Here is a 15,643-nt window from a genome sequence, read left to right on the forward strand (position 1 = left end):
CTCCTTTATTTAACAGCGCCTTCCGAGACACCTTTAATAATTTGTTTTTGAGCGAAGAAATAGAACACAATAACAGGAATAATCGCAATCGTAAGTCCTGCCAATGCTAAATGCCACTGCGTTGTAAACTGGCCGAAAAAGTAAAACATTTTCAGCGGAATCGTTGCATTAGCCTGTCCCAGCACCAGGGAAGGAAGCAGGTAATCATTCCAAATCCAGATAACATTTAAAATAGCAACGGTGACAGTAATGGGCTTTAGCAGTGGAAAAATAACATGCCAGAATATCTGAAACTGGTTGGCTCCATCAATCGTGGCAGCTTCATCGAGTACTTTTGGAATGCTTTTGAGGGCACCGTGATAAAGAAAAATCGACAAGCTGCACCCAAAACCAAGATATATAAATATTAATCCAGCGCCATTGAGCATATTGGCCTGTCCAAATATAGTAGTCAGCGGAATCATGACGGCCTGAAAGGGCACAAGCATCGCCGCAACAAACAAAAACAATAATATAGTGCTCAAACGTCCCGGGTTTCTTGCCAGGGCGTAAGCTCCCATTGAGGAAAAAATCACGATAACAGCAATACTCAAGCTTGTAATCATCACAGAGTTAAATAACGATTTTAAAAACTCCAATTCCTGAAAAGCGACTACGAAATTCTGCCATATCAAGCTGGAAGGAAGCCCCATCACACCCGCAAATATTTCATCTGGATTTTTGAATGCATTCGTCAGCATAAGATAAAAAGGAATCAGCCAAAGAATTCCCAGCACAATACCTAAAATTTCTAAAGGGAGCAGACGTCGTTTTTCTGCTTTTGTTAATTTCATTACATTTCAACCTCCCGGCGCTTATTATAGAAAACCTGTGCCAATGCAATAGCCGTTACGATCAGGAAAAACACAACGGCTTTTCCCTGCGCATAGGCCATCTCATTATCGACAAATGCGGTACGCACGATATCCATTGCCAGCATTTGGGTAGAATCAAAAGGACCGCCGTTCGTTAAAGAAAGATTCTGGTCGTAGATTTTAAAGCCGGCTGAGAGCGTGATAAACATGCTTACTGTAAAAGCCGGGGCAAGCAGTGGAAAGATAATACTTTTGAACCGCTGCCACGAGCCGGCCCCATCGATCTTGGCTGCTTCCACCACATCTCCGGGAATGCTCTGTAGAAATGCTATATAAATGACCATTATGTATCCGGCCATCTGCCAGGCTGTCAGGATTACCAGTCCCCAAAAACCTGTACCCGTTGTGGAAAGCCAGCCCTGAAGTCCTTCTATATTCAATAGGGTGCCCGCCTGGCTGAAGGCATTCACAAAAATAAACTGCCAGATAAACCCGAGAATCAGCCCGCCAATTAAGTTAGGCATGAAAAAAACGGCCCGCAGCAGATTACTGCTTTTTAAGCTCTGCGTGACAAGCAGGGCAAGACCAAGACCAAACACGTTAAGCAGTATTACCGTTACCACTGCAAAAAGCACCGTAAACCAGAACGCGTTTCGGAATTCCCCGTCCCGGAACAGGTCAATATAATTCTGCATGCCGACAAACTGGCCGATAGAAACCCCGTTCCAATTTGTAAAAGAAAGGCCAAACCCGTACATAAATGGTGTTACTACAACCAATCCCAGGGCAATTAATACAGGTGCCAAAAATAACCAATAGGATATACTGCGATTATTCATATGATTGCTCCTTTCGATCTTTCTCTTTATTTATGAAAGCTGGTGCTACCGCTGTGACTCCTTTTTTCTCTCCCATTCATCTCTTGCTGCCTGTAATACTTCTTCCCATGTATAGTCCTCACTTAGATACCTCTGCGCCTGAGAACCAAGATAAGAATCAAATGCGCTTGGATATCCCGACGTCACCCAATTTATTACGTTATCCTCTTCAAAATGTTCATTTACTTTTTGCGAAAGAGGATCTGAAATTTCTGAAGTATCGTATCCTTCATAAGCAGGGACAAAATTAAATTCATTGAGCACCGTCTCTTTTCCTGTTTCAGAATTGTTCATCCAATCCAGAAAATCTTTAGCCTCTTGAATGGTTTCATCATCATTATCATTGTTAACGGCCCAATAGTTTGGTACACCTACCGGCATATCTCCCTCCCGTCCTTCTACCGGAATAGGCATCATGTCAATTCCTTCATTCGCAAATTCTTCGTCCGACTGGGCAAGAGAAGGATACACCCAATTTCCCTGTTGAATCATCGCTACATCTCCCTGGGCAAAGTACTGCTCTACCTGTTGAGAGTAGTTAATACTAAGTACCGGTTTAATTGAATAATCCGTCTGCAGGTCAAACATCCGTTTAAATTCGTCTCCCCGCTCAAATTCCACAGTATCCGACTCCCATGCCTCCTTTGAGCTTTCGTTAAATTCCGGTGCTAAAAATGCGTTGGCTAAATGACCGCCCGTCACCCATGCTTCCCTTCCTGGATAAGCAAATGCCGCTTCAATACCAAGCTCTTCTTTTTGACTGTCAATTGTCTGCACCGCCGCTTCCAGGTCTTCATATGATTGAATGCTTTCCGCATCCACACCCGCCTGCTCGAAAATCTCCTTATTGTAGATCAGACCATATCCTTCTAAGTTAAATGGGAGTCCATAAATGTTGTCTCCATACGTTACATCTTCAAGCGTACCGTCCAAAGCTGTTTCAGCTGATTCCATATCCGATAAATCTGTTAAGTAGGCATCAAATTGTTCAAGCTCCACCGGACCAAAAGCGCTGAATACGTCCGGCGCATCTCCGGAGGCAAACCTTGATTTTAAGGTGCCAATATAATCGGATCCGCCCCCTACACTTATAATCCTGATGTCGACGTCCGGATTTTCTTCTTCGTATTTGTCCGCCAAAGCTTCGAATTGATCGTTAATTTCCACTTTTCCGCTCATAATTTCTATTTGGGTTCTATCATCATCGGCGCTAAAGGATTCAAAGGAACATCCTGCTAACCCCAGCATAGAAAGAGTCATAACACTCAGTGCTGCTTTTCTCATCTCCCACACTCCTTATTACATTATTTTGTAAGTGCTTTCAAATTGAATTATACGTTAGATAAATAATATGTCAATCGTTTTCATAAAATTACACATAAAACCGTTATCATATTTTATTTACTGATCTAAAACTAGATAAAACTCTTTTAATAAAGGGTTTCATGCCGTATTATATATAATATATTCATATGAAAACGTTTAACATATAATACACAACAAATCATTATAATTTACAATGATAAATAGGCGGATATTCGAAAATGGAGTGTGAGAGAGCACAATGGCAAGTATTAAAGATGTAGCCAAACATTCTGGCGTATCGGTAACCACTGTTTCCAGAGTAATGAACAATAAAGGATATATCGGCAAAACAACGAGGACAAAAGTAGAGGAAGCTATGAAGGCACTCGATTACCAGCCCAACCAGATAGCCCGGGCCCTTTTAAAGAATCAATCTTTCGTGATTGGCGTGATTGTGCCGGATTTGAGCCATCCGCTGTTTTCCGAAATGATAAACTGGATCGAAGATTATGCCAGTAAAAAAAACTACAAAATTCTCGTCTGCAATTCTCTTCAGGATAAGCAGAAAGAAGCGAATTATATAAGCATGCTGAGACAGAACAGAGTCGATGGCATTATTATGTGCAGCCACAACCTCGAAGTGGAAGATTATACGAGTGCGGACATGCCTATTATTTCCTTTGATCGGATTATTTCTCCGGACATACCCTATGTGGCAAGCGATAACTTCAAGGGAGGAGAGCTTGCTACGAACCACCTGATAGAAAAAGGCGTATCGAGCGTGCTGCATATATCCGGCCCGATGAAATATGACATGCTTGCCAACCGCAGAAAGATGCTTCTCAATTAGCCTGTCTGAACAAGCAGATAGATTGGCATTTTATAGAAGGCGCCCACGTGAAGGCAACGTTTGAAGACAACTATGCGTTTATCGAAAACGAAGTAGCTCCTATACTCGATAAGTATGACGGTGTTTTCTGCAGTAATGATCTGATAGCTTACGCCCTCTATATGTATGCGGTACGCCACTCCATCAATGTGCCGGAACAGTTAAAAATTGTCGGCTATGATTATCACAGTTTCACAAAGATGCTTCAGGACCCTAAATTAACTACCATAAGCCAGCCGATGGACCGCATTGGAAAATTACTCTGTTCCACATTGATTACCCAGATTGAACAAAAAAAAGGATGAAGGAAATAGACAATATGATTGTAGATATTGAATTAATAAAGGGAAATACGACGTAAGCGGATGTTTTTACATAAAAAATCAACCCGCATTCCATTAAAAGGAATGCGGGGTTCTTCGTTTATTTTCGTATTTCACTGCTGAAAGGAGGATGGCTTCAAAAATAAATGTGGATACAGCTCCGCTTTCAGCATCGCCTTATTTGGACATTTTCTTTTGTATCGTATCTTTCAAATGCCGGCCTTTCTCTTTATACTGGTCTTTGTTTTCCTCCCAGTGAAGTTTTCCTTTTTCCATAGCTTTACCTTTCAGCTGGTCGAATTTATCTTTTAATGCCATTTATACCGCGCTTCCCTTCTAAAAAACCTTTTGTGTCTTAGGTCTATTCTAATATGCTTTCATTCAAATAGCCAGTCTGTGCTTTATCTCTGCCCTGTCTGCATGAGTTCGTATATTTTACGGGCCGTGTTCACGTTTCGTACCGTCATCTGCTTGTATAACTTCGTTCCCACGATCCTCGATAATCCACTTTTCGTTACGTCTTTTTTAGCCACCGACCAGAGTACGGCTCCCGGCACATATTTTACTGTATCCACTGCTGGTTTAATCACCAGCTGTTCCAGAATCGACTCTTCATCGATTTCATCCCATAAAAACAGCACGTCGCTTTTCATATGTTTGTCGTTCTGCCATGTGTCCGGGACCGCGTCCATGATCTGTTTGATCTCATCGATGCTGCGGATGACTACTCTAATGTGCAATTCAAAATCCTTATAGATGGCTTCTTCCAGCACACGGGCAGTTCTTCTTTTGAGAGGTTATGGTGCGAAAAAATGATATTGCCCGTGTTAATGTACGTTACTACATCAGTCATTCCGGCATTTTCAAACGTCTGCTTCAGCATTTTCATGTCCACTTTATTTTTACCGCCTACGTTAATCCCTCTTAGAAGCGCGACGTAAACCATACTCATCCTCATTTCCGTTTTTATTTAATATGCATTTTAAATACATATTATTTACAGTACATTATCTTACAAGCTAATTGCAGACTTTATTATTATCCCCTAAGGTAAAGACTATGCTTCACATTTTAATACAAAGGGGGTTTTATAGTGAAATTTCTTATGGCTCTTTACCGATTCTGGACCAAAAAAGAAACCGCACCTTATGATTCCTTACACACCGCAGAAGCTTATATCGGCAGCGAAAAGCATTGGAAGCCGAAAGCCTAACAAGACATATCTACATCGGAGACACACATAAAAGAATGTTAGTTTTCAGAGAGCAAAAAGAAGGCCGGCCTAATCAGACCGGTCTTTTTGCTGTTTAGCAGGAAAGTTCCCTGGTCTCAGGTGCAAAATGGCAGGACAGCCGATACTTTATCCAGTGCACGCTTCTGCAGGTTGTCTTTTCGAAAAATGAACTTTGTTTCCGCCATGTGGTAAGGCGCCTCCAGTGGATAAAGCGTTAAATTCTGATCGATGTTTCTACGATTTAGATAAGATTCAGATAATAATGACACTCCCATCCCGGCTTTTGTAAGCTCGATAATAGTATCCAGACTGGGGCATTCCATTATATTCCAAGAATGATACTCGTTTATAGTAAGCCACTCCAGCAGCTTTTTCCGGTATACACATCCATCCTTTAAAACGAGCAGCAAAGCGGATTTTTCTGTTTGTAACATGTCGATGGGAGAGGTCGTGCGCTTTGTAACCAGCATCAGCTGCTCTTCCACCATTGGGACTACATGCATTTCCGGGCGATCGTACTCCCCAGCGATAAAAGCACCATCAAGTTGATAATTCACCGTTTTTTGAATTAAATGTTTTGTTTCACTAATTTCTAAATTAATATGCAGCTTCGGATATTGTTTCATTAACTGCTGAAGGATACCTGGTAAATAAGTTGAAGCCGCGGACTCAATCGAACCAATCGTGATACTGCCTTCTATATCTGTTCGATTAGAAACATACTGGTGTACCTCCTGCTCCAACTGAAGAAATTGCTGCGCATACTCCAAAAGCCTGGAACCCGCAGGGGTTAAATAAGCGCCTTTCGGAGTACGGTATAACAGCTGCGTTTGAAACTCTTCTTCCAGACGCTGAATTCTTGCCGTTACGTTGGACTGTACGTATCCGAGCGCTTTCGCCGTCTGAGAAAGATTTTTCGTCTGTGCGACTGAATGAAATATTTTTAAATCCCGTAATTCCATTATTTTTCTCCCATCATTAAAAGTGATATATATAGATAATTTATAATCATTTCTCATGATCTATTATATCAACTATGATAAAAAGAAAGACAATTATTAAAGAAAAGGAGAAAATGAATATGTCCTGGCTATTTATTATTTTAAGCTTCTTGGGAGGAGCCGCACTTGCCCTTCAAGCAGGAGTTAATGGAGAGATAAGCAATAAGTTAGGAGGCGTCGAGACGGCTTTTTTAGCCTATTTTGTTGGAACTTTGTTTTTATTAGCTGCTGTTCTCTCACAGGGAGGCTTTTCCTTCTCCATGCCATCCATCTCTTTATGGAAATGGTTAATCGGCGCCCTCGGTGCTTTTTATATTTTCTGTATTATATTGTCGGTTCCACGAATCGGTACATCGGCAGCTATTACCGCAGGTATCGCCGGCCAGCTGCTGCTGGCACTACTGTTGGATCATTTTGGGGCATTTGGCACGCCTAAAATACCTATTGATATGTCCCGATTAACCGGTCTGGCATTCATATTTTCTGCTTTATGGCTTTTTTACCGTTAAGCCAAGTTATCCTTATGGCTTCGTATAAATATCAAAGTGAAACACGTCTTCTTTTATCCCCATGGTTTCATACAGCGCTATGGCCGGCTTATCTTCTTTGTCCGCCTGAATAAAGATGGCAGATACGTTGAACTTCTCCGCTTCCTGGAAAAGAAACCGGAGCAGGCGGGTGGCGGCTTTCTTCCGGCGGTAACTTTCGTCCACCGCTAGATCATACACATACACTTCTGTCGTTTCCCGCTCGAGCTTGTCGAACACATAGGCGGTGAGCGCAGCGATTACCTTTCCTTCCGTAACAACCGTACAGACGATAACATGATCCTTTTTCAGCTGCTTCAGCAGGTATTCATCCGACGGCCGGTGATGCCGATACATTTCCTCTTCCGCAAATGCCACGGCGTACAGCTCATTTACCTGCCTCATCTGATCGAGCCCGATGCTGTCGGCGCACAGATGATGGAATTCCAGATCCTTGATTTCCATGACATCTCATTCCTCCTGATTATTTTTCAGAAATGTAAGATAACTTACGTCATTACGTATTGTTTTCTTTTATAATAGATAACAAAGAAAGAAAAGGAGGGTTATCCATGAAAAAAGAAATAATGATATCATCCGTACCAGCCCGCAGATAGGAGGGGACTGATGCGGAGGTCTTGCTGATGACGGGTTCATCAATATGACAGATACATTTCAGGACGTCCGCGTAAGCATGGAACAGCTCGGATCCGTATACCGGGCCATTTACGAGACTTATGGAGACTCTGTGTCGATCACGTATTTAGATCCACGCAACACTTCGGCTATTCTTATTTACTTTCTCCGCCACTGGCGATTTTCCTCCCTTGGCTTGTTCCAGGCACTCCATCGATTTTTGACGAAGGCTCATCCAAATACGCTTTTCTATAACGGCCACATTCTTAATCCCTCCGCCGCTGTTAATGAAGAAGAAATTTTGGCACGGCTGGCGTACCTGCAGTCATAAAAAAAGCTCCCTGAATTTTTCAGGGAGCCGGTATTACCATTCTATTAAAGGCTCGAGCGTATCGTATTCATGATGGGGCGGCTGGTGGAGGCCTTCCACCGGCTGTCCGCTGCGGTTAATCCAGGCCGTGTTGAACCCAAAGGCTTTCGCGCCGCTGATGTCCCAACCGTTGCTGGATAAAAACGTAATTTCCTGTCTCGGTTCATCAATCGTGTCGAGAATCAGATTGTACGCTGCCGGCGTCGGCTTATACTGCTTCACCGTGTCGATACTCAACACATGATCCAGGTACGTATCAATCTGTGCACCCTTTAACAGCGGCTCCAGCATCACCGGGTCCCCGTTGCTGAACACAATTAACGTATGGCCCTTTTCTTTAAGCTGCTTCAGCACGTCCCGGCTCTCCGGGAATAACGTGAGCGACTGATAGGCTTCCAGCAGTTTGTCTTCTGTTTGCTGATCGAGCCTGCAGTCCTGTTCGTCTGCCGCAAAACGCAGGGCATCCCTTGTTACCTCGGAAAACGGGACGTATTTCCCCATCGCCTGGCGCAGGAAGGTATATTGAATCTGCTTCTGCCGCCACGTGGCGCTGATTGCTTCTCCTTTTTCCGGAAAATGCGTGTCACAGGCTTTCCCGATCGAGGTCACATCAAACAGCGTGCCGTATACGTCAAATACGAATGTTTCGCTCATCGTCTCTCTCCTTTGTCTATCTTGTTCTTACTCTCTAAAAAAGGACTATTATTTATATTTAATGCCTGATTCTCTGACAGTGCCGCCTTCTTCTGCTTCTTCGAGCAGCTGCAGGGCTGCCTGCAGCACCTGGTGGTGCTGCTCCTTGTTATTCGGCTGTCCCACGGGGCTTCCAAATGGAAAGCGATTGTAGAGCGCACGTGGAATATTCAGCTGTTCGGCTATTTCTTTAGACAGGCACAGCGATACGGTAGCAATGCCTGCCTTTTCCAATTCGCGGGCGACCAGACCGGCCGTCTGTTGACAGACAGGTCAGGACGGAGAGAGTACTGCGAAATCAACCTCTTCCTGTTTTAAACGCCTGATCAGGCCGGGAAGAACCATTGTTTTCAAGGTATGGGCAATCGGTACATATCCCATAAAGCTGTAATGGAAAGCTGCAAGGAATCCGATCTCCTTGTTTGCCGTCATCTCCTGCAGACGTTCAATCGGAAAGCCCACGTTGGGATCTGCTTTGGCATTTGTATGATCATAGTGCTGATGCGAAATCGACAAATCATGCGGATCCTCCTGGATGGCAATCTCCCGGTAGGGACGGGTCGCCCAGTCCGTAGTTGTCCTGAAACGGCGAGGCTCCGCGCGGGTAAAATCCGCCGGTGGAGATAAGCACCCCTTTGGATTCGGACACAGGTTTTTTTAAAGCCGTAAACGGACGATCATAGTGTTCTTCGAATTGAAAAGAAGGCACCCATTTTTCCTGCACGACTTGTTCTGTTTTTTTAATCATCTATACGGCTCCTCTCTTTTCAGCATTCTCTTTCTATTCCCTCCAGCATCAATCAACTAACATTTAAAAAGTGCATACTATTCCGATAAACGGTAGACTGTAGATAGATCCGTCACAAAGCACATAGATATTTCAGGCATTATTTTATTCCTATCACGTTGAAACAAGGTACCAGCCAGTTAAAATAGGAAAGGAGAATGATGAATGCTCTATAAACATAAGATACTTTTTTCCAGAAAAAGAACGGGCTCCCCTGTCCGGCCTTTCGTACCCGCTGCGGCTCTTCTGTCCGCTTTTCTGATCAGCGGATGCGCGCCGGAAGAAGAGAGCGGAAATGAAAGCCCTTCCTCCGAAGAGGAGAACGAAACAGACGAAAATGAGGAGCAGCCCGAAGAAGAAACGAGTGAGCCTGATACTCCTTCGGCTTACGGGGTAAGCGCCGGCCATCCGGATGCGGTTGATGCCGGCATGGAAGTTCTCGAACAGGGCGGAAACGCAGCGGACGCCGCTATTGCAGCAGCTTATGCTGTATCGGTAGTGGAACCATTTGCTTCTGGTATCGGCGGCGGCGGTTCGGTATTAATCCATGAACAGGGAGAAGAGCCTCAGGCTTATGATTACCGGGAAGTCGTACCTGAAACCGGCATTCCTTCTTCTGACATAGGAGTTCCCGGTTTCACGGCCGGAATGAATGAATTTCATGCAGACTACGGGAACGCCGAATGGGAGGATCTGCTTGACCCGGCAGTTGCACTCGCCGACAGTTCCGAAGTTTCAGACCTTTTGGCCGATCAGCTGCAGTCAGGAGCAGACAGTCTGCCCATCAGTCAGCTCCCTCATCTCTATCCAAATGGCGTTCCTTTAGAAGCAGGCAGCACGGTGGAACAGGCCGAACTGGCAGAGACGCTTCGGGATATCCGGGATAACGGGAGCAGTACATTTTATGAAGGAACGGCCGGAGAATCACTGGCCGAGCAGATAGAAGGACTGGATGCCACTTCCCTTGCAGATTTTGAAGTAGGCAGCCATGAGCCGTCAATCGGAACGTTTGCAGGATATGACGTCATCGGAGCCGCCCCGCCGCTGCCGGGCATCAGCGTTATTCAAATGCTGCAGATTCTCGAAGAACGGGGAAGCGCTGAAGCGGAACGCGACAGCACGGAATTTGTCCATGATACCGCTATGTCCTGGAGGCTGACCTCCCAGTTTATTGAAACAGACTACGGTGATCCTAATTTCGTTGACGTACCGGTGGACGAGTTAACGGATCCAGAACAGAACGCTGATCTGGCTGAGGATATTTCCAGTGACAGCCTGGCTTCCGGACAGCCTTCTTCCTATGCGGGAGGGGATCCCAATACTACCCATATTACGGTCGTGGACGAGGATGGCACGTTTGTTTCGATGACCAATACGCTCACAAATTTCTGGGGATCCGGAGAATATGCGGACGGATTTTTTCTGAATAACCAGATGGACCGGTTCAGCATCGGCGAAAACAGCATGAATGAACCGGAGCCGGGGCGCCGCTCCGTCACATGGTCCTCTCCTATGCTCGTAGCAGATGAGGAAGGACCGGTACTTGGGATTGGAAGCCCGGGAGGCGAACGGATTCCGATCATGCTGACGCAGGTGATCGCCGACTGGGCCTCTGACGGAACAAGCCTGGAGGATGCCGTCGAATCTCCGCGTTTTCATCTCGATGACAGCGCACTTATTATGGAAGAAGCCCCCGGCGCAGAGCAGCGGGAAGAACTGCTTTCTATCGGATACAGCGGGATCGAGGAACCGCCTACTCCCCTTTATTTCGGTTCCATCCAGGCTTTGGCACTGGACAGGGAAACCGGGGAACTTTCAGGCGCCCGGGATACCCGGCGCGAAGCGGACTTTCAGGTTACCGTTAATGATTAAACAGGCCGGGCTGTTCGCTGTTACCTGATTGTATGCAAATTGAAAAAAGATCTTCATCGTTTCTTCACATCTTTCTTTTATCCTATATAAGGGTTCTTTCAACTACCTTTTACGCGCAACGCACAAGAAGTTTCCCTTTTCAGAAAGAAGGTTTTTCCCGTGACGCTCCCTGCCCGGCAGACAAAGAGAATAGACATATTGGACCAAATACGCGGAGTGGCTTTATTTGCTATTTTTTTAGTGAATATTCCCGGTCTTGCCTCGGTGGCAGAGGCCGGGCCATTTACGATAAACAGCGCGCTGCAGGCTGTTCTGGCCGTTGTTCTCGAAGACAGCGCCAGGCCTTTATTTGCATTTATGTTCGGCATCAGCCTCGTGCTTATTTATGATAGGCTGCGCGCTAAAGATTTTAATCCTTACCCTACGCTGATACGACGGATGGGGCTGTTGTTTTTCATCGGGGCCCTGCACGGTTTTTTTGTATGGGCGGGCGATATTTTACTTTTGTACGCCGCAGCAGGATTTGTTCTGCTGCTGTGCCTCAGGCTTCCGGCCAAGTGGCTGCTTGGGCTGGGATTTTTCTTCTGGCTCGGGTATTCGACCGGCATTGATCTGCTGACCTACTATACTGCTTTTCATTTGTCGCCGGACAGCTGGCTTAAGGATGCCGTTAATGCATCATCCTATCCTTTCGGAATAGATTATTTATTGCTTGAATTTTCTTCCATGATTGATCATCTCGGCTATTTCTTTTTCGGCATGTATGCCTACCGAAGCGGCGTCTTTCTAAGGGAATGGAGCGGACGGCAGCAGAAATGGATGATCAGCTTCGGGCTCCTTGTGCTCGGACTGATAGGAAAAGCCGGCATCTATTTTAATGTGAATTCTTTTTTCTTTCATTCTCTGGATGATTTTTATTCGTTTCTCGTCACTATTGGACTCGATATGGCTTTGTTTCTGCTTGGTACCGGCAGCAGAAAGGGAATCCTTTTTCCTTTTGCCGCCGTCGGAAAACTCACCTTCACCCACTATTTAATGCAGTCGCTTATTATGGTGAGCCTGTTTCAGGACAGCGGCCGGACGATCTTTATCGAACTTGGCATCTGGACCGCTCCGAGTTATGCATTTGCTCTGACTATTGGGCTGCTGTTGTTCGGTCTTCAGCTGCTTGTGAGCCCTTTATGGTTAAAATACTTTTATTACGGACCGTTTGAGTGGGTCTGGAGAATGGGTACTTACGGCAAGTGGGTCCCTCTGCTCCGCAGACGCTCTTAAACGAGCTAAACTCTCTACTTGGATAAAAAGATAGGGGCAGTTCCAGGCGGAAGCTTTCGGCAGGCCGAGCCTTAAGCTAAAGAAGAGAAGGGCACTCTCTTTATCTTCACCTATGGCTGGTCTGTTCGAGTCTCCGCCTGGTTACAGCAATGTAAAAACACCCTCGTATTCCTTTTAAAAGGATTACGAGGGTGTTTGTTTGGCTTCTTTTATTCTAGTTATAACGCAGCATAAAATCTACAAAATAAGGTTAGAAATATCTCCATTTCTATACCTGCCATATTACTCTGCTTTCAGCAGTTTTGCATTAATGGCTACAATAACGGTGCTTATCGACATTAATACGGCTCCGACAGCCGGGCTTAATAGGATGCCGAACGCATAGAGCGCTCCGGCCGCTAAAGGCAGCGCGATAATATTATAGCCTGCCGCCCACCATAGATTCTGGATCATCTTGCGGTAGGTGGAGCGGGACAGCTTTAAGAGCGCAACTACGTCGTGCGGATCGCTTTTCACCAGTATTACATCGGCAGATTCCACCGCTACGTCCGTTCCGGCGCCAATCGCAATGCCGAGATCTGCGTTGGCAAGAGCCGGAGCGTCATTGACTCCGTCTCCTGTCATGGCTACTTTCAAGCCATCCTTCTGCAGTTCTTTAATTTTCTCTGCTTTTTCGTGCGGAAGTACTTCCGCAAACACTTGGTCCAAGCCGATCTGACCACCGATCCAGGAAGCAACTTTCTGGTTGTCTCCCGTCAGCATAATCGACTGAACACCCATTTTCTGCAGTTCAGCTACCGCCTGCTTTGAGCTCTCCCGTACCTGGTCGGCAAGGGCGATCATGGCTGCGGGCTCTTCATCCACTAACAGAAATACAACGGTTTTCCCCTGATCGGACAGACCGCTGAATGTTTTTTCATCCATGGAGATCTGCTTTTCTTTTATATAGCCGGGGCTGACTACTTTCACATTTTTACCGTCCACCGTTCCTTCGAGTCCCTGTCCGGTAAGAGAGGAAAACGAGGAAGGCGATGCGATCGTGATCTGTTCTTCCTGGGCCGCGCGCACGATTCCCTGGGCAATCGGATGAGCGGACTCTGCTTCAACAGATGCCGCCAGTTTTAATAACTCATTCTTTTCCCCGTTTACCGCTATAAAGTCGGTAATGGCAAATTCCCCTTTAGTCAGCGTACCTGTTTTATCAAATACAACTGCATCCACATGACGTCCTTCTTCGAAGTTGGTGCGGTTGCGTATCAACAGCCCCTTTTTTGCTGAAAGGCTTGTGGAAACAGCCGTCACGAGAGGAGCAGCCAGACCTAAGGCATGCGGACAGGCAATAACCATTACCGTAACCATCCGCTCAATCGCGAAATTAACGGAAAAGCCAAAGGCAAGCCACAGCGTTAAAGTAATGGCACCCGCGGCAAGAGCTGCGTAGAACAAAAACTTCGCAGCACGGTTGGCCAGATTCTGCGTGCGGGACTTGGATTCCTGTGCTTCCTGCACCATCGTAACCACCTGGGACAAATAGCTGTCTTCGCCTGTTTTTTCCACCTCAACGGTAAGAGATCCTTCCCCATTAATTGACCCGCCGATAATCGTATCATCCACCGTTTTGTTCACAGGTACGGACTCTCCGGTTAAGCTGGATTCATCCACCTCTGATTCTCCCTTGCGTATCACGCCGTCCACCGGTACTTTTTCACCGGGTTTAACGAGAACGCTCTGGCCGGCAGTTAATGCAGAGATCTCGACTTCCTTAAGTTCTCCATTCTCCTGCACCAAATGAGCTTCAGAGGGCATAAATTTCACTAATTCCTCGAGGGCGCTCGATGCGCCCATAACGGAGCGCATTTCAATCCAGTGGCCCAGCAGCATGATTACAATAAGCGTCGAGACTTCCCAGTACATATTGTGGCCGCCGGTTCCGATTCCGAATACAACCGCCGTGCTGTAAAAATAAGCTACCGAAATGGCAAGTGCAATCAACGTCATCATGCCGGGATTTTTCTGCTTGAGTTCTTCTATCGTGCCTTTTAAGAAAGGCCATCCGCCGTAAAAAAAGACGATACTCGCTAACACAAACAACACATACATATCCCCTGTAAAACGCCAGTCGACGCCTATAAACGTTTGAATCAACGGCGACAGTAAGAGGATGGGAATAGTAATAATTAGTGAAATATAAAAGCGTTTCTTAAAATCCTCCCCGTGTCCATGATGGGAATGACCCTGTGCAGAATCGCTGTGCTCCTGATCATGCTGATGTTCGTGTTCCATTTAACAGCCCTCCTTTAAATATATACCCTTACACTGTATGTGTATTATATACCCCATATAGGTATATTTTCAACCGTTGTTTTGATATCATTAAAAAAAGCCTGAAGCTTCTTACGAGCGTTCAGGCTTTGCTTTTCTTTATTAAGCTGTCTGGCGGCAGGCTTCTGCACATGCAAAGCATGCTTTGGCACATTCCTGGCAGTGGTCATGATCGTGCTTCTCGCATTCTTTTCCGCAGGCTTCGCAGATGGTCGCACAAACGGCAGCCAGCTCTTTTACAAACGGGCTGTTTCTGGCAATCGCCTGTTCAAGATAGCCGCATATATCCGCACATTCTCTATCCAGGCGGATACATTCACTCATCATTCCCGGATCTTCTTCGTTCAGGCACGCGTCAAAGCAATGGTTGCAGGCTGTCATGCATTCGTGAAGTGCATTAATAAGATTTTCGTGATTCATGTTCGTTTCCTCCTTTTATGATGATTATTTTTTAGGGTACATAACAGCCATACCCTTTAATTGTGAAGAAAATATGTAGATATGGATATTTTTTGTTTTTCTCCTTCTATTTAGAGAGTAATAAAAGCGGAACTTCACACAAAAACCATACACCCCTGCTAAAATGTAAGGAGTATTTACAGTAAAGGAGGCCGAAACTAGTGGAGACTTCTATTTTAATAGTGGATGATGAAGCAAACATGCGGCAACTCGTGGAT

The 15,643-nt window shown here is 45.6% G+C and carries 18 protein-coding genes and 1 pseudogene; 6 read left to right on the forward strand and 13 right to left on the reverse strand.

The genetic code is table 11. The annotated features are described in order from the left end of the window. Positions 1–5 precede the first annotated feature (5 nt). Genes MMY81_RS28020 through MMY81_RS28030 form a run of 3 tightly spaced genes read right to left on the reverse strand, consistent with a single transcriptional unit; the run spans position 6 to position 3,016 of the window. Entirely contained in the window at positions 6–833 is an 828-nt protein-coding gene (locus tag MMY81_RS28020) for a carbohydrate ABC transporter permease (RefSeq protein ID WP_252315391.1), read from the reverse strand. Beyond that, positions 833–1,693: a carbohydrate ABC transporter permease gene (locus MMY81_RS28025; RefSeq protein ID WP_252315392.1), complete on the reverse strand. Its 861-nt coding sequence runs from the start codon at positions 1,691–1,693 to the stop codon at positions 833–835. The genes MMY81_RS28020 and MMY81_RS28025 overlap by 1 nt, the downstream gene beginning before the upstream one ends. 45 nt (positions 1,694–1,738) lie before the next feature. Further along, on the reverse strand, positions 1,739–3,016 hold the full coding sequence (locus tag MMY81_RS28030) for an ABC transporter substrate-binding protein (RefSeq protein ID WP_252315393.1): 1,278 nt from the start codon (positions 3,014–3,016) through the stop codon (positions 1,739–1,741). Positions 3,017–3,296: 280 nt separating this feature from the next. Here MMY81_RS28030 and MMY81_RS28035 point away from each other — a divergent pair, with 280 nt between their 5' ends. Together MMY81_RS28035 and MMY81_RS28040 are read left to right on the forward strand one after the other, a co-directional pair. Next, entirely contained in the window at positions 3,297–3,887 is a 591-nt protein-coding gene (locus MMY81_RS28035; RefSeq protein ID WP_252315394.1) for a LacI family DNA-binding transcriptional regulator, read from the forward strand. A gap of 47 nt (positions 3,888–3,934) precedes the next feature. Next, positions 3,935–4,231, forward strand: a complete 297-nt coding sequence (locus MMY81_RS28040; protein ID WP_252315395.1) for a substrate-binding domain-containing protein — start codon at positions 3,935–3,937, stop codon at positions 4,229–4,231. A gap of 195 nt (positions 4,232–4,426) precedes the next feature. Here MMY81_RS28040 and MMY81_RS28045 read toward each other — a convergent pair whose 3' ends face one another. From MMY81_RS28045 to MMY81_RS28055, 3 genes and pseudogenes are all read right to left on the reverse strand, one after another. After that, complete coding sequence (locus tag MMY81_RS28045; RefSeq protein ID WP_170146809.1) at positions 4,427–4,567, reverse strand: hypothetical protein; 141 nt, start codon at positions 4,565–4,567, stop codon at positions 4,427–4,429. 83 nt (positions 4,568–4,650) lie between these two features. After that, a pseudogene (locus MMY81_RS28050) lies at positions 4,651–5,195 on the reverse strand (DUF1697 domain-containing protein). Positions 5,196–5,578: 383 nt separating this feature from the next. Continuing rightward, positions 5,579–6,445, reverse strand: coding sequence for a LysR family transcriptional regulator (locus MMY81_RS28055; RefSeq protein WP_252315396.1), 867 nt, complete (start codon positions 6,443–6,445; stop codon positions 5,579–5,581). A gap of 119 nt (positions 6,446–6,564) precedes the next feature. Between MMY81_RS28055 and MMY81_RS28060 the strand changes: the two genes are divergently transcribed. Then, positions 6,565–6,993, forward strand: a complete 429-nt coding sequence (locus MMY81_RS28060) for a DMT family transporter (RefSeq protein WP_252315397.1) — start codon at positions 6,565–6,567, stop codon at positions 6,991–6,993. 12 nt (positions 6,994–7,005) lie between these two features. On the opposite strand, the gene MMY81_RS28065 is transcribed toward MMY81_RS28060, so the two are convergent. Further along, on the reverse strand, positions 7,006–7,476 hold the full coding sequence (locus MMY81_RS28065) for a GNAT family N-acetyltransferase (protein WP_252315398.1): 471 nt from the start codon (positions 7,474–7,476) through the stop codon (positions 7,006–7,008). A 196-nt stretch (positions 7,477–7,672) separates the two neighbouring features. On the opposite strand from MMY81_RS28065, the gene MMY81_RS28070 reads away from it, so the two are divergent. Further along, a complete protein-coding gene (locus tag MMY81_RS28070; protein WP_252315399.1) occupies positions 7,673–7,978 on the forward strand; it encodes a hypothetical protein in 306 nt (101 codons plus the stop codon). A 33-nt stretch (positions 7,979–8,011) separates the two neighbouring features. Here the strand turns inward: MMY81_RS28070 and MMY81_RS28075 are convergent, their stop codons facing one another. Genes MMY81_RS28075 through MMY81_RS28090 form a run of 4 tightly spaced genes read right to left on the reverse strand, consistent with a single transcriptional unit; the run spans position 8,012 to position 9,458 of the window. Then, positions 8,012–8,671, reverse strand: a complete 660-nt coding sequence (locus MMY81_RS28075) for a haloacid dehalogenase type II (protein ID WP_252315400.1) — start codon at positions 8,669–8,671, stop codon at positions 8,012–8,014. A 48-nt stretch (positions 8,672–8,719) separates the two neighbouring features. Then, complete coding sequence (locus MMY81_RS28080; RefSeq protein ID WP_252315401.1) at positions 8,720–8,944, reverse strand: hypothetical protein; 225 nt, start codon at positions 8,942–8,944, stop codon at positions 8,720–8,722. 39 nt (positions 8,945–8,983) lie between these two features. Then, a complete protein-coding gene (locus tag MMY81_RS28085; RefSeq protein ID WP_252315402.1) occupies positions 8,984–9,226 on the reverse strand; it encodes a glycine/sarcosine/betaine reductase selenoprotein B family protein in 243 nt (80 codons plus the stop codon). A 1-nt stretch (position 9,227) separates the two neighbouring features. Beyond that, on the reverse strand, positions 9,228–9,458 hold the full coding sequence (locus MMY81_RS28090; RefSeq protein WP_252315403.1) for a hypothetical protein: 231 nt from the start codon (positions 9,456–9,458) through the stop codon (positions 9,228–9,230). Positions 9,459–9,662: 204 nt separating this feature from the next. On the opposite strand from MMY81_RS28090, the gene MMY81_RS28095 reads away from it, so the two are divergent. Further along, positions 9,663–11,369, forward strand: a complete 1,707-nt coding sequence (locus MMY81_RS28095) for a gamma-glutamyltransferase family protein (RefSeq protein ID WP_252315404.1) — start codon at positions 9,663–9,665, stop codon at positions 11,367–11,369. A 198-nt stretch (positions 11,370–11,567) separates the two neighbouring features. Beyond that, positions 11,568–12,644: a DUF418 domain-containing protein gene (locus MMY81_RS28100; RefSeq protein WP_252315405.1), complete on the forward strand. Its 1,077-nt coding sequence runs from the start codon at positions 11,568–11,570 to the stop codon at positions 12,642–12,644. A 282-nt stretch (positions 12,645–12,926) separates the two neighbouring features. Here MMY81_RS28100 and MMY81_RS28105 read toward each other — a convergent pair whose 3' ends face one another. Continuing rightward, complete coding sequence (locus tag MMY81_RS28105; protein WP_252315406.1) at positions 12,927–14,927, reverse strand: copper-translocating P-type ATPase; 2,001 nt, start codon at positions 14,925–14,927, stop codon at positions 12,927–12,929. Between the two features lie 141 nt (positions 14,928–15,068). After that, entirely contained in the window at positions 15,069–15,386 is a 318-nt protein-coding gene (locus tag MMY81_RS28110; protein WP_252315407.1) for a four-helix bundle copper-binding protein, read from the reverse strand. Between the last annotated feature and the right edge of the window lie 257 nt (positions 15,387–15,643).

Source organism: Sinobaca sp. H24, from assembly GCF_023845525.1.